At 73.7% G+C, this 20,215-nt stretch carries 22 protein-coding genes; 13 read left to right on the top strand and 9 right to left on the bottom strand.

What is annotated here, in order from left to right; translation table 11 throughout:
• Positions 1-16 precede the first annotated feature (16 nt).
• The 3 genes from ACIBP6_RS31595 (at position 17) to ACIBP6_RS31585 (ending at position 2,575) form a co-directional block, all read left to right on the top strand.
• Entirely contained in the window at positions 17-532 is a 516-nt protein-coding gene (locus tag ACIBP6_RS31595) for an RNA polymerase sigma factor (RefSeq protein WP_397057489.1), read from the top strand.
• Positions 529-1,719, top strand: a complete 1,191-nt coding sequence (locus tag ACIBP6_RS31590; protein WP_397057488.1) for a hypothetical protein — start codon at positions 529-531, stop codon at positions 1,717-1,719. Before ACIBP6_RS31595 ends, ACIBP6_RS31590 begins: the two co-directional genes overlap by 4 nt.
• A 61-nt stretch (positions 1,720-1,780) precedes the next feature.
• Positions 1,781-2,575 (top strand): alpha/beta fold hydrolase, encoded by a 795-nt coding sequence (locus tag ACIBP6_RS31585; RefSeq protein ID WP_397057487.1) that lies wholly within the window; start codon positions 1,781-1,783, stop codon positions 2,573-2,575.
• Here ACIBP6_RS31585 and ACIBP6_RS31580 read toward each other — a convergent pair whose 3' ends face one another.
• The 4 genes from ACIBP6_RS31580 to ACIBP6_RS31565 all read right to left on the bottom strand — a co-directional run bounded on the left by ACIBP6_RS31580 (position 2,576) and on the right by ACIBP6_RS31565 (position 7,843).
• Positions 2,576-3,400 (bottom strand): patatin-like phospholipase family protein, encoded by an 825-nt coding sequence (locus ACIBP6_RS31580; RefSeq protein WP_397057486.1) that lies wholly within the window; start codon positions 3,398-3,400, stop codon positions 2,576-2,578.
• A 35-nt stretch (positions 3,401-3,435) separates the two neighbouring features.
• On the bottom strand, positions 3,436-5,643 hold the full coding sequence (locus ACIBP6_RS31575) for a polysaccharide lyase 8 family protein (RefSeq protein WP_397057485.1): 2,208 nt from the start codon (positions 5,641-5,643) through the stop codon (positions 3,436-3,438).
• A 7-nt stretch (positions 5,644-5,650) separates the two neighbouring features.
• The gene (locus ACIBP6_RS31570) at positions 5,651-6,874 is read right to left on the bottom strand and encodes an alpha/beta hydrolase family protein (protein WP_397057484.1); all 1,224 of its coding nucleotides are present in this window, start codon (positions 6,872-6,874) and stop codon (positions 5,651-5,653) included.
• Positions 6,875-6,946: 72 nt separating this feature from the next.
• Complete coding sequence (locus tag ACIBP6_RS31565; protein ID WP_397057483.1) at positions 6,947-7,843, bottom strand: NAD-dependent epimerase; 897 nt, start codon at positions 7,841-7,843, stop codon at positions 6,947-6,949.
• 70 nt (positions 7,844-7,913) lie between these two features.
• Between ACIBP6_RS31565 and ACIBP6_RS31560 the strand changes: the two genes are divergently transcribed.
• Positions 7,914-8,837 carry a GlxA family transcriptional regulator gene (locus tag ACIBP6_RS31560; RefSeq protein WP_397057482.1) on the top strand — a complete coding sequence of 308 codons (924 nt, stop codon included), beginning with the start codon at positions 7,914-7,916 and terminating at the stop codon, positions 8,835-8,837.
• 5 nt (positions 8,838-8,842) lie between these two features.
• Here the strand turns inward: ACIBP6_RS31560 and ACIBP6_RS31555 are convergent, their stop codons facing one another.
• Positions 8,843-9,277 carry an ATP-binding protein gene (locus tag ACIBP6_RS31555; protein ID WP_281282612.1) on the bottom strand — a complete coding sequence of 145 codons (435 nt, stop codon included), beginning with the start codon at positions 9,275-9,277 and terminating at the stop codon, positions 8,843-8,845.
• A 228-nt stretch (positions 9,278-9,505) separates the two neighbouring features.
• Here ACIBP6_RS31555 and ACIBP6_RS31550 point away from each other — a divergent pair, with 228 nt between their 5' ends.
• Positions 9,506-9,658 (top strand): hypothetical protein, encoded by a 153-nt coding sequence (locus tag ACIBP6_RS31550; RefSeq protein ID WP_165969528.1) that lies wholly within the window; start codon positions 9,506-9,508, stop codon positions 9,656-9,658.
• 16 nt (positions 9,659-9,674) lie between these two features.
• Positions 9,675-9,980, top strand: a complete 306-nt coding sequence (locus tag ACIBP6_RS31545; protein WP_397057481.1) for a DUF2795 domain-containing protein — start codon at positions 9,675-9,677, stop codon at positions 9,978-9,980.
• 67 nt (positions 9,981-10,047) lie between these two features.
• Here the strand turns inward: ACIBP6_RS31545 and ACIBP6_RS31540 are convergent, their stop codons facing one another.
• Both ACIBP6_RS31540 and ACIBP6_RS31535 read right to left on the bottom strand, forming a co-directional pair.
• Positions 10,048-10,737: a DUF2267 domain-containing protein gene (locus tag ACIBP6_RS31540; RefSeq protein ID WP_397057480.1), complete on the bottom strand. Its 690-nt coding sequence runs from the start codon at positions 10,735-10,737 to the stop codon at positions 10,048-10,050.
• Between the two features lie 36 nt (positions 10,738-10,773).
• The gene (locus ACIBP6_RS31535) at positions 10,774-13,089 is read right to left on the bottom strand and encodes a xanthine dehydrogenase family protein molybdopterin-binding subunit (RefSeq protein WP_397057479.1); all 2,316 of its coding nucleotides are present in this window, start codon (positions 13,087-13,089) and stop codon (positions 10,774-10,776) included.
• Positions 13,090-13,163: 74 nt separating this feature from the next.
• Between ACIBP6_RS31535 and ACIBP6_RS31530 the strand changes: the two genes are divergently transcribed.
• A complete protein-coding gene (locus ACIBP6_RS31530; protein ID WP_397057478.1) occupies positions 13,164-13,637 on the top strand; it encodes an MSMEG_6728 family protein in 474 nt (157 codons plus the stop codon).
• A gap of 2 nt (positions 13,638-13,639) precedes the next feature.
• Here the strand turns inward: ACIBP6_RS31530 and ACIBP6_RS31525 are convergent, their stop codons facing one another.
• Both ACIBP6_RS31525 and ACIBP6_RS31520 read right to left on the bottom strand, forming a co-directional pair.
• Complete coding sequence (locus ACIBP6_RS31525) at positions 13,640-14,053, bottom strand: hypothetical protein (RefSeq protein ID WP_397057477.1); 414 nt, start codon at positions 14,051-14,053, stop codon at positions 13,640-13,642.
• A complete protein-coding gene (locus tag ACIBP6_RS31520) occupies positions 14,050-15,048 on the bottom strand; it encodes a carboxymuconolactone decarboxylase family protein (protein ID WP_397057476.1) in 999 nt (332 codons plus the stop codon). The genes ACIBP6_RS31525 and ACIBP6_RS31520 overlap by 4 nt, the downstream gene beginning before the upstream one ends.
• A gap of 193 nt (positions 15,049-15,241) precedes the next feature.
• Here ACIBP6_RS31520 and ACIBP6_RS31515 point away from each other — a divergent pair, with 193 nt between their 5' ends.
• The 6 genes from ACIBP6_RS31515 (at position 15,242) to ACIBP6_RS31490 (ending at position 20,186) form a co-directional block, all read left to right on the top strand.
• Positions 15,242-16,387, top strand: coding sequence for a sensor histidine kinase (locus ACIBP6_RS31515; protein WP_397057475.1), 1,146 nt, complete (start codon positions 15,242-15,244; stop codon positions 16,385-16,387).
• A complete protein-coding gene (locus ACIBP6_RS31510; RefSeq protein ID WP_397057474.1) occupies positions 16,384-17,046 on the top strand; it encodes a response regulator in 663 nt (220 codons plus the stop codon). The genes ACIBP6_RS31515 and ACIBP6_RS31510 overlap by 4 nt, the downstream gene beginning before the upstream one ends.
• 47 nt (positions 17,047-17,093) lie before the next feature.
• Complete coding sequence (locus ACIBP6_RS31505; protein ID WP_397057473.1) at positions 17,094-17,693, top strand: sulfite oxidase-like oxidoreductase; 600 nt, start codon at positions 17,094-17,096, stop codon at positions 17,691-17,693.
• Positions 17,693-18,418: a ferredoxin reductase gene (locus tag ACIBP6_RS31500; protein ID WP_397057472.1), complete on the top strand. Its 726-nt coding sequence runs from the start codon at positions 17,693-17,695 to the stop codon at positions 18,416-18,418. Before ACIBP6_RS31505 ends, ACIBP6_RS31500 begins: the two co-directional genes overlap by 1 nt.
• A gap of 1 nt (position 18,419) precedes the next feature.
• Entirely contained in the window at positions 18,420-18,686 is a 267-nt protein-coding gene (locus ACIBP6_RS31495) for a DUF6510 family protein (RefSeq protein WP_132608574.1), read from the top strand.
• Between the two features lie 90 nt (positions 18,687-18,776).
• Positions 18,777-20,186, top strand: a complete 1,410-nt coding sequence (locus tag ACIBP6_RS31490; RefSeq protein ID WP_397057471.1) for an LCP family protein — start codon at positions 18,777-18,779, stop codon at positions 20,184-20,186.
• The last annotated feature ends 29 nt before the right edge of the window (positions 20,187-20,215 follow it).

The following is a 20,215-nucleotide window of genomic DNA, read 5'->3' as shown; positions in this document are numbered from 1 at the left end:
CGCGCGTACATAGGACATGAACGGTGAGACGCTCCCGCGCGCGTCCGGGCCGCCGCTGGCGGCCCTGTACCGCGAGCACCGGCTCGGGCTGGTCAGGCTCGCCGTGCTGCTCGTCGGCGACCCCGAGAGCGCCGAGGACATCGTCCAGGACGTCTTCTCCCGGCTGCACGGCAAGAGTGCGGACGCGCCGCCGCTGGCGTACGTCCGGGCCTGTGTGCTGAACGCCTCCCGTTCCGTCCTGCGGCGGCGCGGGGTGGCGGCACGGTGGGCGGCGCTCGTTTCCGGGTCGTCCGGCGGCGAGGCGGAGGACTCCGCCGAGACGGTGGCGCTGCTGGGCGAGTCGCGGCAGGAGATGCTGGCCGCACTCGCCCGCTTGCCGAGGCGGCAGCGCGAGATGCTTGTGCTGCGTTACTACCTCGACCTGTCCGACACCGACATCGCGGCGGTGACCGGCGTCAGGCCGAGCACCGTGCGCTCCACCGTCGCGCGGGCCCTCGACCGGCTCCACAGCGAACTGGGAGGCACGGCATGACCGGTATCGAGCACCGGCTCAGGGACGCGCTGACGGCCAGGGCGGCGGGCGTGGTGGACGACGGCGTGCCGCGGGCGCTGCCGGCCCCCCGCAGGCGTCCGTCGTGGCGGGCGCCGGTGGCGGTCACGGCCGCGATCGTGGTCGTGGTGGCGGCGACGGTCGTGGGCACGCGCCTGGTGCCGCGGGCTGAGCCCGCCGTCGGGCCGACGCCCTCGGCGACGGCCATGCCCACGGACCGGTACATCGGGCCGCTGGCACCGCCAATCGACCAGGTGTGGCCGGGCGCGGTGCACGAGATCCCCGCCACCGGGCCCGGCGGCCGGGTGTTCACGCCGGAGGCGTTCGCGACCGGCCGCGTCGTCGTGGGGCGCGGGCTGACCAGGAACCGGCTCGACGGGATCTGGTCGTACGATCTCGTGCGGCGCTCCTTCACCAGAATCACACCACTGAAGGACACGGCCGTGGCGGGCTCCGTGGCCGTGGGCGGCGGGTACGTGGCCTGGCACGCGTACCGCGACCGGAAGACGGAGATCTGGGCCGTGCCGCTGAAGGGCGGGACGCCCCACCTGGTCACCACCACTCCCGCGGTGCTGAGGGACGACCTTTACGAGGGCGTCGACCTGGCCATCGTGGACGACATGGCAGTGTGGACACCGGCGGACGGCGGCGTCCACCGCGCGCCCCTGACCGGCGGCGACGCCGAGCTGATGCCCGGGACGAAGGGCTACCACCTGCTCGCCTGGCCGTACGCCGCGCGACCCGAGACGCGGCATCAGTCGGTCCGCCCGAACGAGCGGCTGATCGATGTCCGGACGGGCGAGCGGTTGCCCGACGTGGTCCTTCCCCCGGGGCGGACCTCGTGGAACGGTTGCGGAGTGACGTGGTGCTCCGACGGGACCGCAGCGTGGCGGCGCGACGGCACCCGGCTGCGGAGGCTGCCCGGCCTGGACAGCGGGCTGCCCGTGCTCCTGTCCGGCGGCCGGTTCCTCCTGCTGCGGCAGTCGGATCGCGAGGGCCGGCAGGCGAGCGCCGTCCACGACCTCGCCACAGGCCGCACCGGCGTCCTGGGGCCGGTCCGGACGGCAGCGGGGCGGAAGCCCGCTCCCACCCTCCATGTGGAGGAAAGGATGATCTGGTACAAGCGCGGCGACGAACAGGTCGTGGTGAATCTGAACGGCATCCGGTGACTTTCCTGCCCCGCGGTGGTCTGCACGCCTGGACAGAGTCTGCGCCAAGGAAAGGACGATCATGATCAGCAGCCATTTCCTCGAACGCCCCGGTGTACGGCTGCGTTACGAGGTGCGTGGGTCGGGGCCGTTGCTGGTGGTGACCGGCGCGCCGATGGCGGCGGCGGAGTTCGCGGCGCTGGCCGACGCGCTCGCCGGCGACCACACCGTCGTGACGCACGACCCCCGGGGCATCTCGGGCAGCGTCCTCGACGACCCCGCCGAGGACTCCACGCCTGAGCTGCGCGCCGACGACCTGGCCGCGATCCTCGACGCGCTGGGCGCCGAGTCCGCCGACGTGTTCGGCAGCAGCGGCGGCGCCGTGACCGGGTTGTCGCTGGTCGAGCGGCACCCGAGCCGGGTGCGCACGCTGGTTGCGCACGAGCCGCCCTGCGTGGAACTGCTGCCCGAGGCCGCCGAGCAGCGGGCCGCCGTCGACGACATCATCGAGACCTTCCACCGGGACGGGATCGGGGCGGCGTTCGCGAAGTTCATGGCGAACGCCGGGTTCGACCAGCCCGCCGGACCTCCCGGCGAGCCGTCGGAGCAGGACATGGCCGACGGCGCGCGGTTCCTCGCCCACGAGCTGCGCGGCACCACCCGGTACGTGCCCGACGTGGCGGCGCTGAAGGCCGCGCCCTGCCGGATCGTCGTGGGGATCGGCGCCGAGTCCGGCCGGCTGCTGACGCACCGGACGTCGGTGGCGCTGGCCGGGCTGCTCGGCACGGAGCCGGTGGAGTTCCCCGGCGACCACGGCGGGTTCATGGGCGGGGCGGAGGAGTTCGCCGGCGTGCTGCGGAAGGTGCTGGCCGGATAGCTACCGCCACATCGCGGCGACGCGGGCGGCGACCTCGCGGCCCTGCGCGTAGCCGGCCTCGGCGCTGGGCGTGCGCACCGCCGGGTCGAGCGGGTCGGAGCCGAACGCGGCCAGCGAGGCGTCGTCGGCCGTGATCACCTCGACCACGCCGTCCAGCTTCGCCCACGCCGGCTCGCCCGGCTCGGCCATCGGCGCCAGCACCAGCACCCGGTCGAACCCGGCCGCGAGGTCGGCGTTGGTCATCGTGCGCACGCCGCCGTCCATGTACGGGACCCCGTCGATGGTCACGCACGGCCACACGCCCGGCACCGCGCAGCTGGCCGCCACCGCGTCCACCAATTCCACGCCGGACTCGGCCGTGAACAGCCTGGGCTCGCCGGTGAGGGCGTTCGCCGCGACGACCACCAGGTCACGCCGCGGCCACTCGTGCACGGGCAGCCGCGCCGCGATCACCTCGCGCCGCCGCTCCGGCGGGACGGTGGCGGCGGCCAGCGCCATCGCGCCGATCTCGCGCCGCTGCTCGGCGGCGTCGCCCGAGCCCTCGGCGATCCGCTGGAGCTTCTCCCACAGCTCCTCGGTCGCCACCCCGGGGGCGAGCTCGGGCGTCTGGAGCGCGGGATCGGCCTGCCGGGCGAGCAGCCGCGTCAGCGGCAGGCCGCTGGTGACCTGGGCGCCTACGGTGGAGCCCGCCGACGTGCCGATGATCCGGTCGGCGGCCGTCACGTCGACGCCGGCGTCCGCGAGACCCGCCAGCACCCCCGTCTCCCACGCGATCCCGGCGATTCCTCCGCCGCCCAGCACCAACGCCCGCCTGTCGCCACCCATCAGCCCCTCCTCCGTACGATTCACCCCATTATTCGCTAGAGCGCCATCCGTACGGTGACCGTCACCGAAGCGCCCTCCAGGCCGGCCAGGCGCCCGAACACGAGCGTGTTCCCGGACAGGCGCGCGTCGCCGTCCAGCACCTCCGCCACCGGCCTCGACCAGGTCACGGACAACCCGCCGAGATCGCACCGGGGATCCGCGACGGTGATCGTCGCCGTGCCGTCAGGACGCTCCCTGACCAGCACCGCGCACGGGGCCGAAGCGGTCAGGCCGCCCACGGTCCCGGCGTTCCAGAAGCAGGCCGCCGTGACGCCCGGCCCCGGCACGTGGACGGCCTGCAGGCGGGAGGTGTTCGCCAGGACGCGCAGCCACCCCGAGGCGGCCCGGGCACGCGTCTCCTCGCGGCTCGCACCCGGCAGCAGCACGTAGACGTAGCCGGCCGAGCGCGGGTCGACGCCGTGGTCCAGCCAGAGCGTCACGTAGTCGCGGGTCGCCCCGCCGCCGGTCCTGCTCTCGCGCAGGGTGCGCGGCTCCTGTCCGCCGGGCAGGAGGTAGCCGCCGTGGCCGTCGAGGTGCGCCCAGCCCGTCCCCACGGTGAGCGGGGCTCGGGTCCTGCGGTTGTCCACGACGGTCTCGACGGCCGCGCCGTCCGCGCCGGAGATGCCCGCGCCCAGGCAGACGACGGCGTCGTCGAGGAAGAACCACGACTTGAACGCCTCCATCGTGCTGTCGAGGCCGCTCAGGTGCTGACCGACCGCGGCGTACGTGCCGTCCGTCGCGCCGCCCACCCACCGCCAGGGCGTACGGGTGTCGCCCCAGGCCTCGCCCGCCCCGTCGGGCAATCGCCGGGTGGAGACCGTCGTGCCGGGCAACCGGTAGGGGTCGGCGGTCGCCCAGAAGGCGTCGGAGTAGTGGTCGCCGTGGCCCTCAGCCCACCAGTAGAGCATCCCCGAGCCGGTGTGCCAGCCGCGCAGGTTCTCGCCGTTGCCGTGCTCGTAGTGGCCGATCCGATGGGAGGCCATGCTGAGCGCCGCGCACCAGCCCGGCCTTCGGTGCACGGCCCTGGCGCTCATCGGCAGCAGCCGGTGGCCGACCGGCTCGGGCGCGGCGGGCACGGCGGCGGCGTCCATGATCGTCGCCAGGCGGGCGTGGAAGGCGGGCTCGGCGTGCTCCAGCATGGGCCGTACGGTGTCACGCGCCGCCCAGCCCTTGACCATGGCCTGCCAGCGGGTCCGCTGGGCGGCCGGTGCGCTCTCGGCCAGCAGGAGGATCGCGGCGGCGATCTGCCGCCCGCTCTCGTGGTCGCCGAACGGCCTCCTGGCGATCGCCCGTCCGCGTACGAGGTCCATGCAGGCGCCGTCGCGGACGAAAGGGGCGAACGACCGCTCGACCATGGCGAAGACGCCCCGGTCGGCGATCTCCCAGGGGGAGCCGCGGAGCACCGCGTACAGCGTGGCCAGCCCTGACAGCAGCGTCACCCCGTACGCGCCCTGGTAGGGAACGGAGGAGTGCTGGATGAACGACCCGTCGCGGTAGAACCCGTCGCCCTCCGACACCGTGCGGAAGACGGGGACCAGCGCCGAGGCGGCCAGCTCCGCCCGGCCGTGGTCGTCTCCTGCCATGGCCCGCAGCAGCATCACCACACACCGGTCGACGCGGTTGGCGGCGGTGCTGGTGCCGTCGTGGCGGCCGAGCCGGCTCTTCGGCGCGAAGTGGTCCACCGCCTCCAGCAACGCCGCCGCGCGCCGCCCGTCCAGGCCCGTCAGCACGGCGGCCTCCAGTAACGCCTTCGGCACGCCGATCTCCCAGTGCCACCAGTTGCCGGCAGGGTCGGCGCCGGCCGCGTACACGTGCCGCCGGTAGTGGTCGACTCCTTCCGCGACGGCCGCCGCGAGCCCCGGGTCGCCGGTCAGGCCGGTGCCCTCCAGCGCGTACGCGTGCGCCATCGCCCGCAGCCGCCGCGGCGTCGCCATGAACGAGGGGTACGCCTGGTCGGGCCAGAGCGAGGCCGGGCCCGGCGCCATCGTGTCGCGGTGGCGCGCCGCCGCCCTGCCCACGGCCGCCAGCAGTCTCCGGTACGGCTCCCCCGCGTGCCCCGGCCCCGCGAGCACGTCCCGCCAGCGGCGGCGCAGCAGGACGAAGCTGTCGTCGGGAGTGTGCGCGGCCCGCGCGGGCGCCAGCGCCCCGAGCATCCCCGCTGAGGTGACGCCGCCGAGCCGGAGAAAAGATCGCCTGGAGGGCACGCCTCGATTATCGGCGGCGTACGTCCGTGAACCAGTCGAGGATCTCGGGCAGCGAGCGGAGTGCCGAGGTCGTGTGGTCGGCGTCGCCGACGTCCGTGAGGGACGCCGCAACGCCGCCGGCCCGCAGGTCGCGCAGGCACAGGCGGGAGTTGCCGAAGTCCACGTCCCGGTCCCCGCCGGCGGCGTACAACCGTACGGGCACGCCGGGACGCCAGCCCGCGCAGGTCCGGTCGTTGGCCTCCAGCGCCCGGAGGATCGCGCCCGAGGGCTTCGCGACGCGCCGCAGGTAGGCGGCGGTCACCAGGTCGCGCGGCGAGGCGGGCAGCGCGGCGGCGATCTCGTCGAAGCTGTGGTGACCGTCGAACAGCCGCTCCACGCCCGGGTCGCGGAACACCTCCGACGGGGAGTCGTAGAAGTGGTGCAGGCGGTTCATGGAGACCGTCCAGTACGCCAGGTAGAAGGCGGAGCCGTGCGGGTCGAGACGGTCGCCGAGCGTCGCGGGCAGCTGGGCCCGCCGCACGTGGTACGGCCCCGCGATCGGCGCCACCGCCCGCAGCCGGAACGCCGTCCGCAGCGCGGGGTCGGCTCGTAACTCCTTGCCCAGGGACATGGCCGCGTGGCCGCCCTGCGAGAAGCCGGTGACCAGCACGTCGCCGCTCGACGTCCGTCCCTGCCGCCGGGCCAGCTCGCCGGCCGCCCGCAGCAGGTCGGCGGAGGCCGACGCCTCGGTGGCCGCGTCCATGTACGGGTGATGGCCCGGCCCGGTGCCGAGACCGAGGTAGTCGGGCGCGATCCCGATGAACCCGGCGGAGGCGAACATCAACGGCACCGCCCGCCCGTCCCCGTCGGCGACGGAACCGGCGGCGGCTCTGGTGGCCTGGGTGCCGTGTCCGTAAACGACCGTCCACAGGCCCTTCCGCGAGCGGGCGGGCAGCGCGACCACGCCGCTGGCCGTGGTGGGCCCGCCGGTCACGCCGACGGTGCGGTAGACGACGGCGTACAGGTCGGCGCCCTGCGGCCGGTCGGGCACCGGGAACCCGGTCCCGGTGAGAGAGGCGGCGACCTGCTCGGCCGACATCCGGGCCAGCAGGGTCGCGGAGACGACTCGGTCGCGGATCACTGTCGACTCGGCCGAGCCTGTCGCGGCGAGCGCCGCCGGGGCGATCGCGGTGACCGGCGCCAGCCCGGCACAGGCGAGGGCGAGCAGCCGTTTCGTCATGGAAGTCCTCATGCCGCCTGACGCTACGGATCCCGCGAAGCCGCCCCCAGCCTGCCCGCCGCCCACTTCCCGGTGGTGCGGGCCTTACCGTCGGAGCATTTCGTGGAGCACGTCGTCGACCGGGGTGGCGGCCACGCCGAGGATCTTCTCGGTCTCCGAGTGGTCGACGGCGAACGGGTGGCCCGGCTTGGTCAGCACCTCGTGGAGCTCGGCCCAGAAGGGGTCGGTGAGTTCGAGGAGGGTCAGGTCGCGTTCGGTCAGCTGCTCCAGCCGCGGCCGCGGCGCGCCCGCGAGCTCGGCGAGCCGGCCGGCCAGCTCCCTTACCGACAGGGTCGAGGCGGGCGCGTGCCAGGCCCGCCCGTACGCCTGCTCGTCGCGGCTCACGGCGACCAGCGTGCGTGCGGTGTCGCCGATCGACGAGTAGCCGTGCGGCACGTCGAGCTCCTGCGGCACCAGGGCGAGCCGGCCTTCGAGGACCTGCCGCCACACCATGAGGGTGAACACCGAGAAGGCGCCGGCGCCGTAGAACTGCGCGGCCCGCACCTCCGTCACCTTCACCCCCGAGGCGGCGGCCTCCTCCCACACCCGCGCCCTGGCCCGGCCCTTGGGCCCGGTCGCGGCCAGCGGGAGGTCGGGGGTGATCGGCCCGTCCACCGGCCCGTAGCCGTAGAGGTTGCCGAGCATGACGTACGCGGCCCCGGTCCGCCGTACGGCGGTGAGCAGCGACGCCGACAGGACCGGGAACTGCTGCGGCCAGGTGTGGTACGGCGGCGCGGCGGTGGTGAACAGCGTGTCAGCCCCCTCGGTCAGCTCGGTGAGCCGGTCGGCGCCGGTCGCGTCGGCGGCGACCCTCTCGACGAGCGGGTGCTCGGGCCCGCCGCCGGAGCGGCTGATCATCCGTACCCGCTCGCCGTCCTCGGCCAGCAGCAGAGCGGTCTTCGACGCGGTGGCCCCGCGTCCCACGATCACGTGAAAGGTCATGACACCACGGTGCCGAGCCGCGATCTCGTGCAATAGTGGCCAGAATGCCGACTATCCGGAGGATCTGGCCATGCACCGCGTCGCCGCCGTGATCGTGCCTCCCGTGCTGAGCTTCGACGTCTCGATCCCGCTCATGGTGTTCAACAGCGTCGACCGCTACGACGTGCGGGTCTGTACGGCGCGGCCCGGCCCGGTGCCGACCGTCGGCGGCCCCGACATCGTGGTGACGGACGGGCTGGACGCGGTGGAGGGCGCCGACACGGTGATCGCCGTCGGCAGCGGCGGCGAACAGGCCCCCGCGGAGGTCCTCGACGCGTTCAGGACGGCCGCGGGCGGCGGCGCACGCATCGCGTCCCTGTGCACGGGCGCGTTCGTCCTGGCCCAGGCGGGTCTGCTCGACGGCCGGCGCGCCACCACCCACTGGGCGCTGGCCGACGACCTCGCCACCCGTTTCCCGGCGATCGACGTCCAGCCCGGCCTGCTCTTCGTCGAGGACGGCGGCATCCTCACCTCGGCGGGCGCGGCGGCGGCCATCGACATGTGCCTGCATCTGGTCAGGGTCGACCACGGCGCGGCGGTCGCCAACGCCGCCGCGCGGCTCGCGGTCGTGCCTCCCGTACGCCCGGGCGGCCAGGCGCAGTTCATCGAGACCCCGCTGCCTCCGGAGCGCGGCCTCTCACTCGCCGACACCCGGGCCTGGGCGCTCGCGCGCCTCGACCGCCCGCTGGCCCTGGCCGACCTGGCCGGCCACGCCAGGATGAGCGTGCGGACCCTGACCAGGCGTTTCCACGCCGAGACCGGGCAGAGCCCGCTCCAGTGGCTGCTGCACCGGCGCGTCGACCGGGCCAGGGAGCTGCTGGAGACCACCGGGCTGTCCATGGACCAGGTGGCCGGCAAGAGCGGCCTGGGCAGCGCGGACTCCCTGCGCAAGCACATGGTCGCCCGGGTCGGTCTCACCCCCACGGCCTACCGCGCCAGCTTCACCCGGCGTTAGACGAGTCAGACGCCGGATCGGATCGGCACCACGTTCCCGGCCGATCCCTGGCGTGGGAGCGCGAACCAGGTGGCCTTGCCGACGAGGTGGGGGTGGGTGACGTAGCGCTGCGGGTGGCAGCCGTGGAAGCCGTCGGAGAGCCGGGCGACGATGCTCAGCCCGCGCCCGTGCTCGGCGGTCGCGTCGGGCTCGGCCGGTTCGGGCAGCAGCGGGCTGCCGTCCACGACCACGCACATGACCTCCCGCGCGTCGACGTGGAGCCCGAGCTCGTACGGAGCCTCGCCGTACATGAGGGCATTGGTCACCAATTCGCTCACCATGAGCACGGCGTCGTCGACGAGGTCCGGAGAAAGGCCGAGTGCCGACAATTCATCGCGAATGATCGTACGTGCGTGACGGACCGTCCGTGCGTCCTCGCCTAACGGCCACACGTACTGCATCCGGCTCAGCCGAGCTGATCGCAGCCTGGTCATGGCGTCTCTTTCCTGTGCCGGTTGGCAGCGAACACGCGTTTCGCTCAACAAGAGGACCTGCCTAGGGGTGGACGTATGCGGCTGTCGAAACCTGTACGCACGAAAGGCCGTTCCGGGTCGAATCTTCGGCGAGAAATCACCTTTCTTTTGCCGGTCGCCCGAAAAGACCAGAAAAGGACGGGTACGGACACCGGCATGAGTTCTGACGAGAACACGAGCGACCGCCGGCCGTCCGGGAACGGGCGGCGGACGCAGGAGCCCGTACCCGCCGGACGCAAGGCGCTGGAGCAGGCGCTGTCCAAGGCCGGCATGAGCCTGGAAGACCTCACCCGGCCGACGGCCGGGTGAGCCGCAAGGGGACAGGATGAGACTGCACGACACGCGTCCCGTCACCGAGGCGCTGAACGACATGGATTTCCCGGCCGACAAGGAGAGCATCCTGGCGCACGCCCGTGCCCGAGGTGCCACCGAGGACGCCGAACGCGCCCTGCGGTCGCTGCCGCTCGGCGAGTACGCCGGGATCGCCGAGGTGCTGCGGTCCGTACCCGTGGACCCGGCGCCCGACCGCACCGAGGACGAGCGCATGCAGCAACACCGACGCCAGGGCCGCAAAGCGGGCCTCGCGGAGAGCATGCGGCCCTCTCGCCCCAAGCCCATCGACCAGGACTGACCCCTGAAAGGAACCCAACGGCCGCGGTGGATCCACCGCGGCCCTCATCATGTCCGGCGCGGTGAGATCACGCCCGAGGGCGGCCTATGCCGGCGCCTATCTCCTCGATCATGGCGTCCACCCGGCGGGCCAGCCGCACGTCGAGCTCCGTCACCGCGCCGATCGCCACCGTGCGGACCACGAGGACCAGCCCGTCGGGGGTCTGTTGGCAGAGGGGCTGGCGGCCGGTGTCGGCCTTGATCCGGTCGAGGGCGCGCTTGACGGCCCGCAGGTTCTCCGGCGGCAGCGAGATGACCCGCCGCAGCCCGTTCCTGTCGCCGCTCCAGCTCGGCAGCGTGGCCAGCGCCGAGGCGATCTCGTCGTCCGTCAGCGGGGCGCTGTGACCCTTGGGCCCGGTGACGCCGCCGCTGCCCGGCGGCTCGAAGAGACCGCGTACCTGCTCGGGGATGTGCAGCCGGGCGACCAGCCCGGGATCCTGCTCGGCGAGCGCCGCGAGCACCGCCTGCGCCCTGATGCGGGCCTGCTCCGGGGGACGGCGGCCGAGCAGCGCGACCTGGCGGACGAAGCCCTCCTGGGTGCCGTCGTTGCGCGGACGGTCCAGCGCGAAGTCGTTCGTCAGCTCGGGCGGCAGCGCGTCGATCAGCTCGCGCCGGTCCTCCTCGTCGAGCGAGCGGGCCAGCGCGGTCAGCGTGGCCTCGGCCGCCGCCCGCGCCCGCCCCGCCTCCAGCCCCGTCATGCGGCCGATCGCATGGAGCATCTCCCGGTATTCCATGGTTCCCCCCGGATCCGGCGTTCAGGCTCCACGTTCCCAGGCCGGGAGAGCCGACACCTCCAGCAGGGACCACACGACGGCCGGGGTGAGCGGCACGGACGTGATCCGTTCCGCGATCTCCGGCAGGGCGTCGGCGACCGCGTTCGCGATGGCGGCGGGCGGGCCGATCGTGCCCGACTCGCCGACGCCCTTCATGCCGCCCGGCGTCACCGCCGAGGGCGTCTCGGTCATCACGACCTGAATGTCCGGCACCTCGCGCGTGGTCGGCGGCAGGTAGTCGGTGATCGGCTGGCCGTCGTCGGTGTAGACGATCTCCTCGGTCAGCGCCATGCCGATGCCCTGGACGACGCCGCCGAGGAGCTGCCCCTCCACGACGGCCGGGTTGACCAGCACGCCGGAGTCGTTGACCACCCAGTAGCCCTCGATCTCGACCGCCCCGGTCTCCGGGTCGACGGCCACGGCCGCCGCGTGGGCGCCGTAGGCGAACGTGTAGGCCGACGGGTCGTAGCTGACCCGTTCCTCCAGGCCCGGGGTGAGACCGTCGGGCAGGTCCCAGCCGCGCCAGGCCGACGTGGCCAGCTCCCGCAACGCCACCGACGCCCTGGGGTCGCCCTTGACCCGTACGGCGTCGTCGCCGAGCTCCAGGTCGGCGGGGTCGGCCTCCAGCCGGTGCGCGGCGATGGCGAGCACCTTGTCGCGCAGCCGGGCGGCGGCCCGGGTGAGCGCCGCGCCGCCGAGCGCCAGCGACCGGCTCGCCACCGACCCGACCGACGAGTACGGCGTCGCCGCCGTGTCGCCCAGCACCACCCGCACCCGCTCGATGGGCACCCCCACGTGCTCGGCCGCGAGCTGGGCCAGCGTCGTCTCGATGCCCTGCCCGATGGAGACCACCCCGGACGACACCACCACCGACGCGTCCTGCTCCATGCGCAGCACCGCCGTCTCATAGCCGCCGGCCTCCATGCCCATGGCCTTCAGATCCATCGACGGGCCCATGCCGGTGGTCTCGACGTGGCAGGAGTACCCGACGCCGCGCCTGCGCCCGTCGGGCTCGCCGACCGGCCGCACGAGGTCGCACAGCGTGCGCAGGGCGCTCGGGTAGTCGCCGGAGTCGTACGTCTGGAAGACCCGGGTCGTGTACGGCAGCTCCTCCGGCCGCACCATGTTGCGCAGCCGCAGCTCGACCCGGTCGAGGCCCAGCCGGCGGGCCGCCTCGTCGATCAGCCGCTCCCTGGTCAGGGTGGCCTCGGGCTGGCCGAATCCCCGGTAGGAGCCGGCCGGCGTGGTGGTGGTGACCACCCCGCGCACCCGTACGGCGAACCGGTCGAACCGGTACGGTCCCGGAAGCAGCGTGGCCGTGACCGCGAACGTCGAGGCGCCGACGTTCGACACGTGGCCGCCGAGGTCGCCGAGCACGTCGACGTCCATGGCCACGAACCGCCCGTCGCCGTCGAGCGCCAGCCGCGCCCGGTGCACGGCCTCGCGGGCGGGCAGTGTGGCGAACAACCGGTCACTTGGCGACTCCGTCCAGCTCACCGGGTGACCATGCGCGCGCATCGCGGCCAGGCACACGAGCGCCTCGTCGGGGTAGAGGTGTTCCTTGGCGCCGAACCCGCCGCCGGTGTCGCGGCTGACGACACGCACCCGGTCGTGGGCCAGCCCGAACGCGTCCGCCAGGTGCTCGCGCACGTGGTGCGGCGCCTGGGAGGAGATGTGCACGGTCAGCTCGTCGTCGGTGTACGACGCCACCACGCCGCGCGGCTCCAGCGGGTACGGCGACAGCCGCCCCATCCGGAACGTCATCTCGACGACGTGCTCGGCCCCTTCGACGGCCTCCGCGCAGTCGTGGTCGCCCATCGTGAAGTCGGTGAGCACGTTGCCGCCCACCTCCGGGTAGAGCAGCGGCGCGCCGTCCTGGAGCGCCCGCTCCACCCCGACGACCGCGGGCAGCTCCTCCAGCTCCAGGTCGAACAGGTCGGCGGCGTCCCTGGCCGCCTCCGGCGTGCGGGCGACGACGACGGCGAGCGGCTGGCCCGCGTACCTGATGGCGTCGTCCAGCACCGGGTAGGAGGTGAAGGGCTGGCCCGGGAGCACGTTCACGCAGGGGAGGCGCAGATCGGGCGCGTCGGCCCGGGTGATGACGTCGAGCACGCCGTCGGCCGCCCGGACCGCCTTGACGTCGCAGCGGAGCAGCCTGCCGTGCGCGATGGGGCTGCGGACGACATGGGCGTGGACGGTGCCGGGCAGCCGGACGTTGCCGACGTACCTGCCTTTTCCGGTCAGCAGTCTGGCGTCTTCCCGCCGCGGCGTCCGCGCGCCGACATATCCCTCTGCCATGGCCCGATTGTGAGCGCCGGTCGGCGTCCGGTCCATACGATCCGCAGGAAAAGGGCACGTCAGCGGGGGTACTGATGCAAACGTTCCTGCCTTATCCGGATTTCGCGGCCACGGCCGCGGTGCTCGATCCGCTGCGGTTGGGCAAGCAGCGGGTCGAGGCCCTGCAGATCCTGCGCGCCCTCACCGTTCCCGGCTACGGCTGGCGCCACCACCCGGTCGTGAAGATGTGGACCGGCTACGAGGAGGCCCTCGTACGATACGGGCTGGAGATCTGCGCCCGCTGGTGCGCGCTGGGCCGCCCCGACACGTGCGCCGCCACGATGACGGGCGAGCTGGCCGGACACCTCGGCACGCCGCGCGTACGCACCCAGGCCGAGCTGGCGGCGGCCGGCGAGCTGCCGCCGTGGCTCGGCGACGAGAAACTCCACCTCAGCCACCGCTCCGCTCTGCTCCGCAAGAACCCGGCCCACTACCGCCCCCTCTTCGGTGACGCCCCTGACGACCTCGACTACGTCTGGCCCTCCTCCGACCGCCCACGCCCGCTCTAGCGTCAGAAGGGTCGCCCGGCCGGGCGGCGGGCCGCCGCCATCACCCGGGTGAGCTGCAGGAGGCCGCCGCCGAACAGGGCCACGCCCATCGGCACGTGCAGGGTGGTCACGCCCGCCATGCCGAGGGCCATCGCCCCGACCGTGACCACCAGCAGCGCCGCCGCCGGCCCGGCGAACCGCACCGAGCCGCCACCGGGCCGCCACCCGAGGAGCGCGACGACGAGGTGCACGAGCCCGATGACGACCAGCGCCTGCCCCGAGGTCTCGTGCAGCGCCCGCCCGCCGGGCGAGGACAGCAACATCCCCGCCGTGACGGCCTGGAACAGCAGCGCGGCGACGTGCAGCACGACCACGGCCCGCAGCGCCTGCAGCCACCGCACGCCCCACGCCGCCCGGGTGGCCTGCCGCGCGCTCACGACCGCCTCCCGGCGTACGGCATCGTCGCGGCGAGCCGGGGCTCCAGCGCCGTGGTGGCGGTGATGGCCGCGAAGGCGAACAGGCGCACCACGTCCTCGTCGGGGCGGGCGCCGCGCCAGGCGGCGACGTCGGCGTCCGTCACGCGGTACGGGGCGAGTGCGACCAGCAGAGCGAGCCTGGTGCCCGCGCGGTCCTCCACGTCGAGCGGCGCCAGGGGCCCGTTCAGCCAGGCGCCGTTCATCGGCGGGTGCGTCCCGTCCCAGCCGGACACCGTGTCGAGCACGGCGGCGCGGGCGGCGGCGGAGAGCAACTCCCCGCCCGCCTCCGTCACGGCCCGGAGCACGGCGTACGCGGCCCCGAGCGGGGTGCCGGCCGCCCAGGCGGGCTCGGAACGTGCGGGCAGCCCCTCGACCAGCGGCAGGCTCGCGCCCGCGGGCAGTTCACGACGTACGGCGCCGGCCAGCGCCCGGCCGCCCGCGCTCCTGACCAGGCGCGAGCGCTGCAGCCCGGCAGGCAGCAGGTCCTCGGTGAGCAGGGCCGACACCATCCGGTTGACGAAGTGGAAGGCGAGCGCCGTCCCGAGGTACTCGGCCGCCGGGTCCGGCGCCGGGCCGCCGTCCCGCGCCCAGGCCAGCAGCGCGGCGTGGAACGGGTCGTCGGGCGTGCCTCCCCCGGCGACGACCTCGGCGAGCCGGTGGTCGCCCGTGGCGTGCAGCAGCGTCGTGTGCGCGTCCACGCAGAACGGGCACCGATTGGCCATCGACACCCCGAGCGCGACGACCTCCTTCGCGCTCCTGGGCGCATCCCCAGCCAGCAGCGACTCGCGCAACACGGCCCAGGTCGCCGCGAGCACGTCCGGCGCCGGCGACAGCGTGCGGAAGACCGGCATGCGGGCCATGCCGAAGTCGTCGGCGACCTGGGCGTAGACGCGGGCGGTGCGCCCGGTGGCGTCCCGCGCCCGTACGGGTGTGACGTGACGGAATCGACCGGCCATCACCGGCCTCCTGCTCGGATCGTCTCCATGACGGCCATCGTGATCCCCGGGCCGCGGCCGGGAATCGTGCCGGGGAAGACACCTCGGGTTACGGCCGGGGGCGCACGAGCGGCGAACGTACATCGCCGGGAGTAGTGCGGGCCTCCGTCTCGATGCCGATGACCTCGCGATGAACACGCTTTACTGTTCAAGAATGACCTCTTTGCCTGGATGGCGCCCCCTGGCCCTGGACGGCGCCCTCGCCGCCGTGGTCGCCGTCCTGCTCACGGTCACGGTGCTGGCCGTCCCCGGCGCGCAGGCCCTCGACCTGGCGGCGGTGCTCGTCGGCGCGGCGTCGCTCGTGGCCTGGCGGCGGGCGCCCCTGCTGTCGCTGCTGGTCGCCACGCCGTGCATGCTCGTCCTGGCGCTGCGCGTCGACCCGGGCCCGACGGCGGCGTTCCCGGTGCTGCTGTCGGTGTTCGCCGTCGTACTGAGCGGTCGGCGGCTGCCCGCGGCGCTGGCGGGGGCGGTGTTCCTGGGCGCGAGCCTGGCGGGCAACCTGGCCGCCGCCCCGGACCGCGACCCGCTGGGGATCCTCCAGGACACGACGCTGCTGCTCGGCTGGTTCGTGGCCGCCGGGGTGGCGGGGACGGTGAGCCGGCACCGGCAGGCGTACCTGGAGCAGGCCGAGCAGCGCGCCCTTGAGGCGGAGCGGACCCGCGAGGAGGCCGCGCGCCGCCGGGCGGGCGAGGAACGGCTGCGGATCGCCAGAGAGCTGCACGACTCGCTCACCCACAGCATCTCGGTCATCAAGGTGCAGGCGGGAGTGGCCGTGCACCTGGCGCGCAAGCGCGGCGACGAGGTGCCCGCGGCGCTGCTCGCCATCCAGGAGGCCAGCGGCGACGCCATGCGCGAGCTGCGCGCGACCCTGGAGGTGCTGCGCGATCCGGAAGACCCGGGCGCTGATCCCGCGAGCGGACTCGACCGGCTGGACGACCTGGTGAAGCGGGCCTGTTCGGCGGGGCTGCCGGCCACAGTGACGGTCCGCGGCGAGCGGCGCGAGCTGCCCGCCGAGGTGGACCGGGCGGCGTACCGGATCGTGCAGGAGGCGCTCACCAACGTCACCCGGCACGCGGGCGGCGGCGCCGCGTCGGTGCGCATCGACTACGGCGGAGCCGAGCTGGTCGTGCAGGTGGAGGACGACGGCCGGGCCACCCCTGACGAGCCCCCCGTGCCCGGCGTCGGCCTGACCGGCATGCGCGAGCGCGTCACGGCGCTCGGCGGCCGGCTGCTGGCCGGCCCCCGCCCCGAGGGCGGCTTCACCGTACGCGCCGAACTGCCGCTGGGAGACCGATCGTGATCCGCGTGCTGCTCGCCGACGACCAGGCGCTCATCCGCGCCGGCTTCCGCGCCCTGCTGGACGCGGAGGACGACATCGAGGTGGTGGCCGAGGCCGCCGACGGCGCGCAGGCCGTCGCGCTCGCCCTCGAACACCGCCCGGACGTGGCCCTCGTGGACGTCCAGATGCCGGTGATGGACGGCATCGAGGCCACCCGGCGGATCGCCGCCGACGAGCGGCTGAGCGGCGTCCACGTGGTGATCCTGACGAACTTCGGCCTCGACGCGTACGTCTTCGACGCCCTCAGGGCGGGCGCGGGCGGCTTCCTGATCAAGGACACCGAGCCCGACGACCTGCTCCAGGGCGTCAGGGTGGCGGCCCGCGGCGACGCCCTGCTGGCGCCCGCGATCACCCGCCGGCTGATCGGCGAGTTCGTGTCCCGCCGCCCCGAGCCCGACCCGAAGGGGCTGGAGGTGCTCACCAACCGCGAGCGGGAGGTGGCCGCGCTGGTGGCCCGCGGCATGTCGAACGACGAGATCGCCGCCCACATGGTGATCAGCCCGACCACCGCCAAGACCCACGTCAGCCGGGCGATGACCAAGCTCGGTGCCCGCGACCGCGCCCAGCTCGTGGTCCTCGCGTACGAGTCCGGCCTGGTGACCCCGCGCACACAGCTCTGAGGGATACTTCCTGATGAAACGGCCCAAATGGGGGCATGGGGGGCTTTGTGAGCATCATTTCGCGCGGTTTCCATGGCAGACGCAGAGACGAGGGCGACCGGCTGCCGCCCGGCCAGTACCTGGTCGAGGACTTCCCGGTGTTGTCGGCGGGGCCGACCCCGCGCGTCCCGCCCGAGCGGTGGGAGCTTGCCATCGACACCGAGGCCGGCGTGACCCACCGCTGGACGTGGCCGGAGTTCCTGGCCCTGCCGCAGGAGACGCCGACGGTCGACATCCACTGCGTCACCGAGTGGTCCAAGCTGGACACCTCCTGGGAAGGCGTCTCCCTGGACACGCTCTTCGAGAACGTCGACACCGCCGCCGACTACGCGCTCGTCCACTCCTACGGCGGCTACACCACCAACCTGCCGCTGGAGGACCTGCTCGACGGCAAGGCGTGGATCGTGCACCGCTTCGGCGGCGAGGAGCTGCAGCCGCAGCACGGCGGCCCGGCCCGGCTGCTCGTGCCGCACCTGTACTTCTGGAAGTCGGCCAAGTGGGTGCGCGGCATCCGCCTGCTGGACGACGACCACCCCGGCTTCTGGGAGACCGCGGGCTACCACAACTACGGCGACCCCTGGCGCGAGCAGCGCTACGAGGGCGACTAGTGCGCCGCCTGGTCTGGCGGGCGGCCGAGCTCGTGGGCAGCACGCCCGAGACCGCGACCGCGCGCACACTGCGACTCCGGGTGCCCGGCTGGCCGGGACACCTCGCGGGCCAGCACGTCGACGTCCGGCTGACGGCCGAGGACGGCTACAGCACGCAGCGCAGCTACTCGCTGGCCGGTCCCGCCGACGGCGAGTACGTCGAGCTGACCGTGGAGGACGTGCCCGACGGCGAGGTGTCGCCGTACCTCACCGAGATCATGGAGGCCGGCGACCAGGTCGAGATCCGCGGCCCGGTGGGCGGCTGGTTCGTCTGGCGGGCGGAGAACGAGCGGCCGGTGCTGCTGGTGGCCGGCGGGTCGGGCATCGTGCCGCTGATGGCGATGATCAGGACACGCCGGCAGGCGGGCAGCCGGGCGCCGTTCCGCCTGGTGTACTCGCTGCGCGGCCCCGACGGCGCCTACTACGCCGACGAGCTGCGCCGCCCCGACCCGGGGCTGGACGTCTCCTTCCTCTACACGCGGACCGTGCCCGAGGGCGCGTCGCGCCCGGCGGGCCGCATCATGCTGGCCGACCTGGCCGAGGGCGGCTGGCCGGCCGGGCACGCGCCCGACTGCTTCGTGTGCGGGCCGACCGGATTCGTGGAGGCGGCGGCCGACCTGCTCCTCGTGCTGGGACACGCGCCGGAGCGCATCAGAACCGAGCGTTTCGGCCCTACCGGAGGCTGACATGACCGCAGAACACCTCGACGGCAACACGCTGGCCGGTCCGCTGGGCGAGCTCTTCGCCGTGGACGTCACCACCGCCACCGGCCGCTGCGCCAACTGCGGCCTGACCGGCCCCATCGGCTCCCTGCACGTCTACGGCCCGGACCCCGGCCTGGTCGGCCGCTGCCCCGGCTGCGAGGAGGTGGTCCTGCGGCTCGTCCGCGGACCCGGCAGGGCCTGGCTCGACATGCGGGGCACGGTGACGCTGCGGGTCGACCTGCCGGACTGAGCGCACGGCGCTGACCTGGACTGAGTACACTCAGCCCCGTTCAACGGCTCTCGGGGCGGTGGCCCTGGGCCTCATCCCTTTGGGAGTCACGTGAGCAGCGGGCTTGTCGACGCGCCGCCCTCCGAGCCCGGCGCGCCGCTCCGGCGGCGGCGGCGCCGCTGGCTGCGCTGGGCGGTCGGTGTCACGGTGGCGATCGTCCTGCTGGTCGCCGGGGTGGCGGTAGGCGTCACCGCCCGGCTGACCGGCAACGTCACCCACGAAGACGTCAGCGCGGAGGACCTCGGCGCCACCCGCCCGCCCAAGGTCGCGACCTCCGCGATGAACGTCCTGGTCGTCGGCTCCGACCAACGCGACGGAAAAAACGCGAAATACGGCCACGACATCGCGGGCGAGCGCACCGACACGATCATGCTGGTCCACGTGTCGTCCGAGCGCGACAACGCGATGGTGGTCAGCTTCCCGCGCGACTCGCTGGTGCAGCTGCCCGCCTGCCGCGCCACCAAGAGCTTCCCCGGGCAGCAGGCCCACCTCGGCATGATCAACGAGTCGTTCAACTCCGGCGGCATCGGCTGCACGTGGAAGACGATCGAGGCGCTCACCCGCATCCACATCGACCACTACGTGAAGGTCGACTTCACCGGTTTCAAGAGCATGGTCAACGCTGTCGGCGGCGTCGAGGTCTGCCTGCCCGAGCCGGTCGACGACAAGAAGGCGCTGCTCCACCTGCCCGCCGGCCGCCAGACGCTCGACGGCGAGCAGGCCCTCGGCTACGTACGCGCCCGCTACAGCCTCGGCGACGGCTCCGACATCGGGCGCATCCAGCGCCAGCAGATGTTCATCGCCTCGATGATCAAAAAGATCCTGAGCGGCGACACGCTCACCAACCCCGCCCGGCTCTACGAGGTGCTCAACGCCGGCACCAAGGCCGTCACGACCGACAGCGGCCTGACCGCGGGGGCCATGTTCGACCTCGCGAGCAGCCTGAAGGGCATCGACGCCGGGAAGATCCGCTTCATCACGACCCCGTGGCACTACTCGCTCACCCAGCCGGGGCGGGTCGAGTGGGTGCAGCCGCAGGCCAACCGGTTGTTCCAGATCGTGGCCAAGGACCAGAGCGTCGAGGGCGTCAAGGGCGGCCAGGCCAAGGTCGGCCGTTCCAAGATCACCATCGAGGTACGCAACGGCACGTGGCGCACCGGCCTGGCCACCGAGGTGGCCGCGCTCCTGGAACAGCGCGGCTACCACATCGCCAAGGTGGGCGACACCGCCCGCAAGCCGCAGGCCAGGACCGCGATCCTCTACGGCCCCAACGGCGAGACCCGGGTGCCCACGCTCTCGGCCGACCTCCTCGCGGACACACCCAGGAAGCTCCCGGCCGCGCGGACGAACCGGCTCCTGCTGGTGATCGGCGACGACTGGAAGGGCCTGAAGGCGCAGCGCGCCGACGACACCGAAGCGATCAAGGGCTTCGACGCCACCCACGACACGTGCGCCGCCTGACGGCACCTTTCGGGGCGGTGCGCTTCAGG

Origin of the sequence: Nonomuraea terrae (assembly GCF_044465245.1) — a bacterium.
Taxonomy (GTDB): Bacteria; Actinomycetota; Actinomycetes; order Streptosporangiales; family Streptosporangiaceae; genus Nonomuraea; species Nonomuraea terrae.
Note: the sequence above shows the minus strand (reverse complement) of the source record. Positions and strands in the feature narration are given on the sequence as shown.

Excerpts from the sequence above, each read along its gene's own strand:
- ACIBP6_RS31595 (WP_397057489.1), top strand. The coding sequence starts at position 17 with ATGAACGGTGAGACGCTCCCGCGCGCGTCCGGGCCGCCGCTGGCGGCC.
- ACIBP6_RS31565 (WP_397057483.1), bottom strand. The coding sequence starts at position 7,843 with ATGACCTTTCACGTGATCGTGGGACGCGGGGCCACCGCGTCGAAGACC.
- ACIBP6_RS31545 (WP_397057481.1), top strand. The coding sequence starts at position 9,675 with ATGAGACTGCACGACACGCGTCCCGTCACCGAGGCGCTGAACGACATG.
- ACIBP6_RS31555 (WP_281282612.1), bottom strand. The coding sequence starts at position 9,277 with ATGCAGTACGTGTGGCCGTTAGGCGAGGACGCACGGACGGTCCGTCAC.
- ACIBP6_RS31520 (WP_397057476.1), bottom strand. The coding sequence starts at position 15,048 with ATGGCCGGTCGATTCCGTCACGTCACACCCGTACGGGCGCGGGACGCC.
- ACIBP6_RS31590 (WP_397057488.1), top strand. The coding sequence starts at position 529 with ATGACCGGTATCGAGCACCGGCTCAGGGACGCGCTGACGGCCAGGGCG.
- ACIBP6_RS31570 (WP_397057484.1), bottom strand. The coding sequence starts at position 6,874 with ATGAGGACTTCCATGACGAAACGGCTGCTCGCCCTCGCCTGTGCCGGG.
- ACIBP6_RS31495 (WP_132608574.1), top strand. The coding sequence starts at position 18,420 with ATGACCGCAGAACACCTCGACGGCAACACGCTGGCCGGTCCGCTGGGC.
- ACIBP6_RS31540 (WP_397057480.1), bottom strand. The coding sequence starts at position 10,737 with ATGCTCCATGCGATCGGCCGCATGACGGGGCTGGAGGCGGGGCGGGCG.
- ACIBP6_RS31585 (WP_397057487.1), top strand. The coding sequence starts at position 1,781 with ATGATCAGCAGCCATTTCCTCGAACGCCCCGGTGTACGGCTGCGTTAC.
- ACIBP6_RS31535 (WP_397057479.1), bottom strand. The coding sequence starts at position 13,089 with ATGGCAGAGGGATATGTCGGCGCGCGGACGCCGCGGCGGGAAGACGCC.
- ACIBP6_RS31515 (WP_397057475.1), top strand. The coding sequence starts at position 15,242 with ATGACCTCTTTGCCTGGATGGCGCCCCCTGGCCCTGGACGGCGCCCTC.
- ACIBP6_RS31560 (WP_397057482.1), top strand. The coding sequence starts at position 7,914 with ATGCACCGCGTCGCCGCCGTGATCGTGCCTCCCGTGCTGAGCTTCGAC.
- ACIBP6_RS31550 (WP_165969528.1), top strand. The coding sequence starts at position 9,506 with ATGAGTTCTGACGAGAACACGAGCGACCGCCGGCCGTCCGGGAACGGG.
- ACIBP6_RS31580 (WP_397057486.1), bottom strand. The coding sequence starts at position 3,400 with ATGGGTGGCGACAGGCGGGCGTTGGTGCTGGGCGGCGGAGGAATCGCC.
- ACIBP6_RS31530 (WP_397057478.1), top strand. The coding sequence starts at position 13,164 with ATGCAAACGTTCCTGCCTTATCCGGATTTCGCGGCCACGGCCGCGGTG.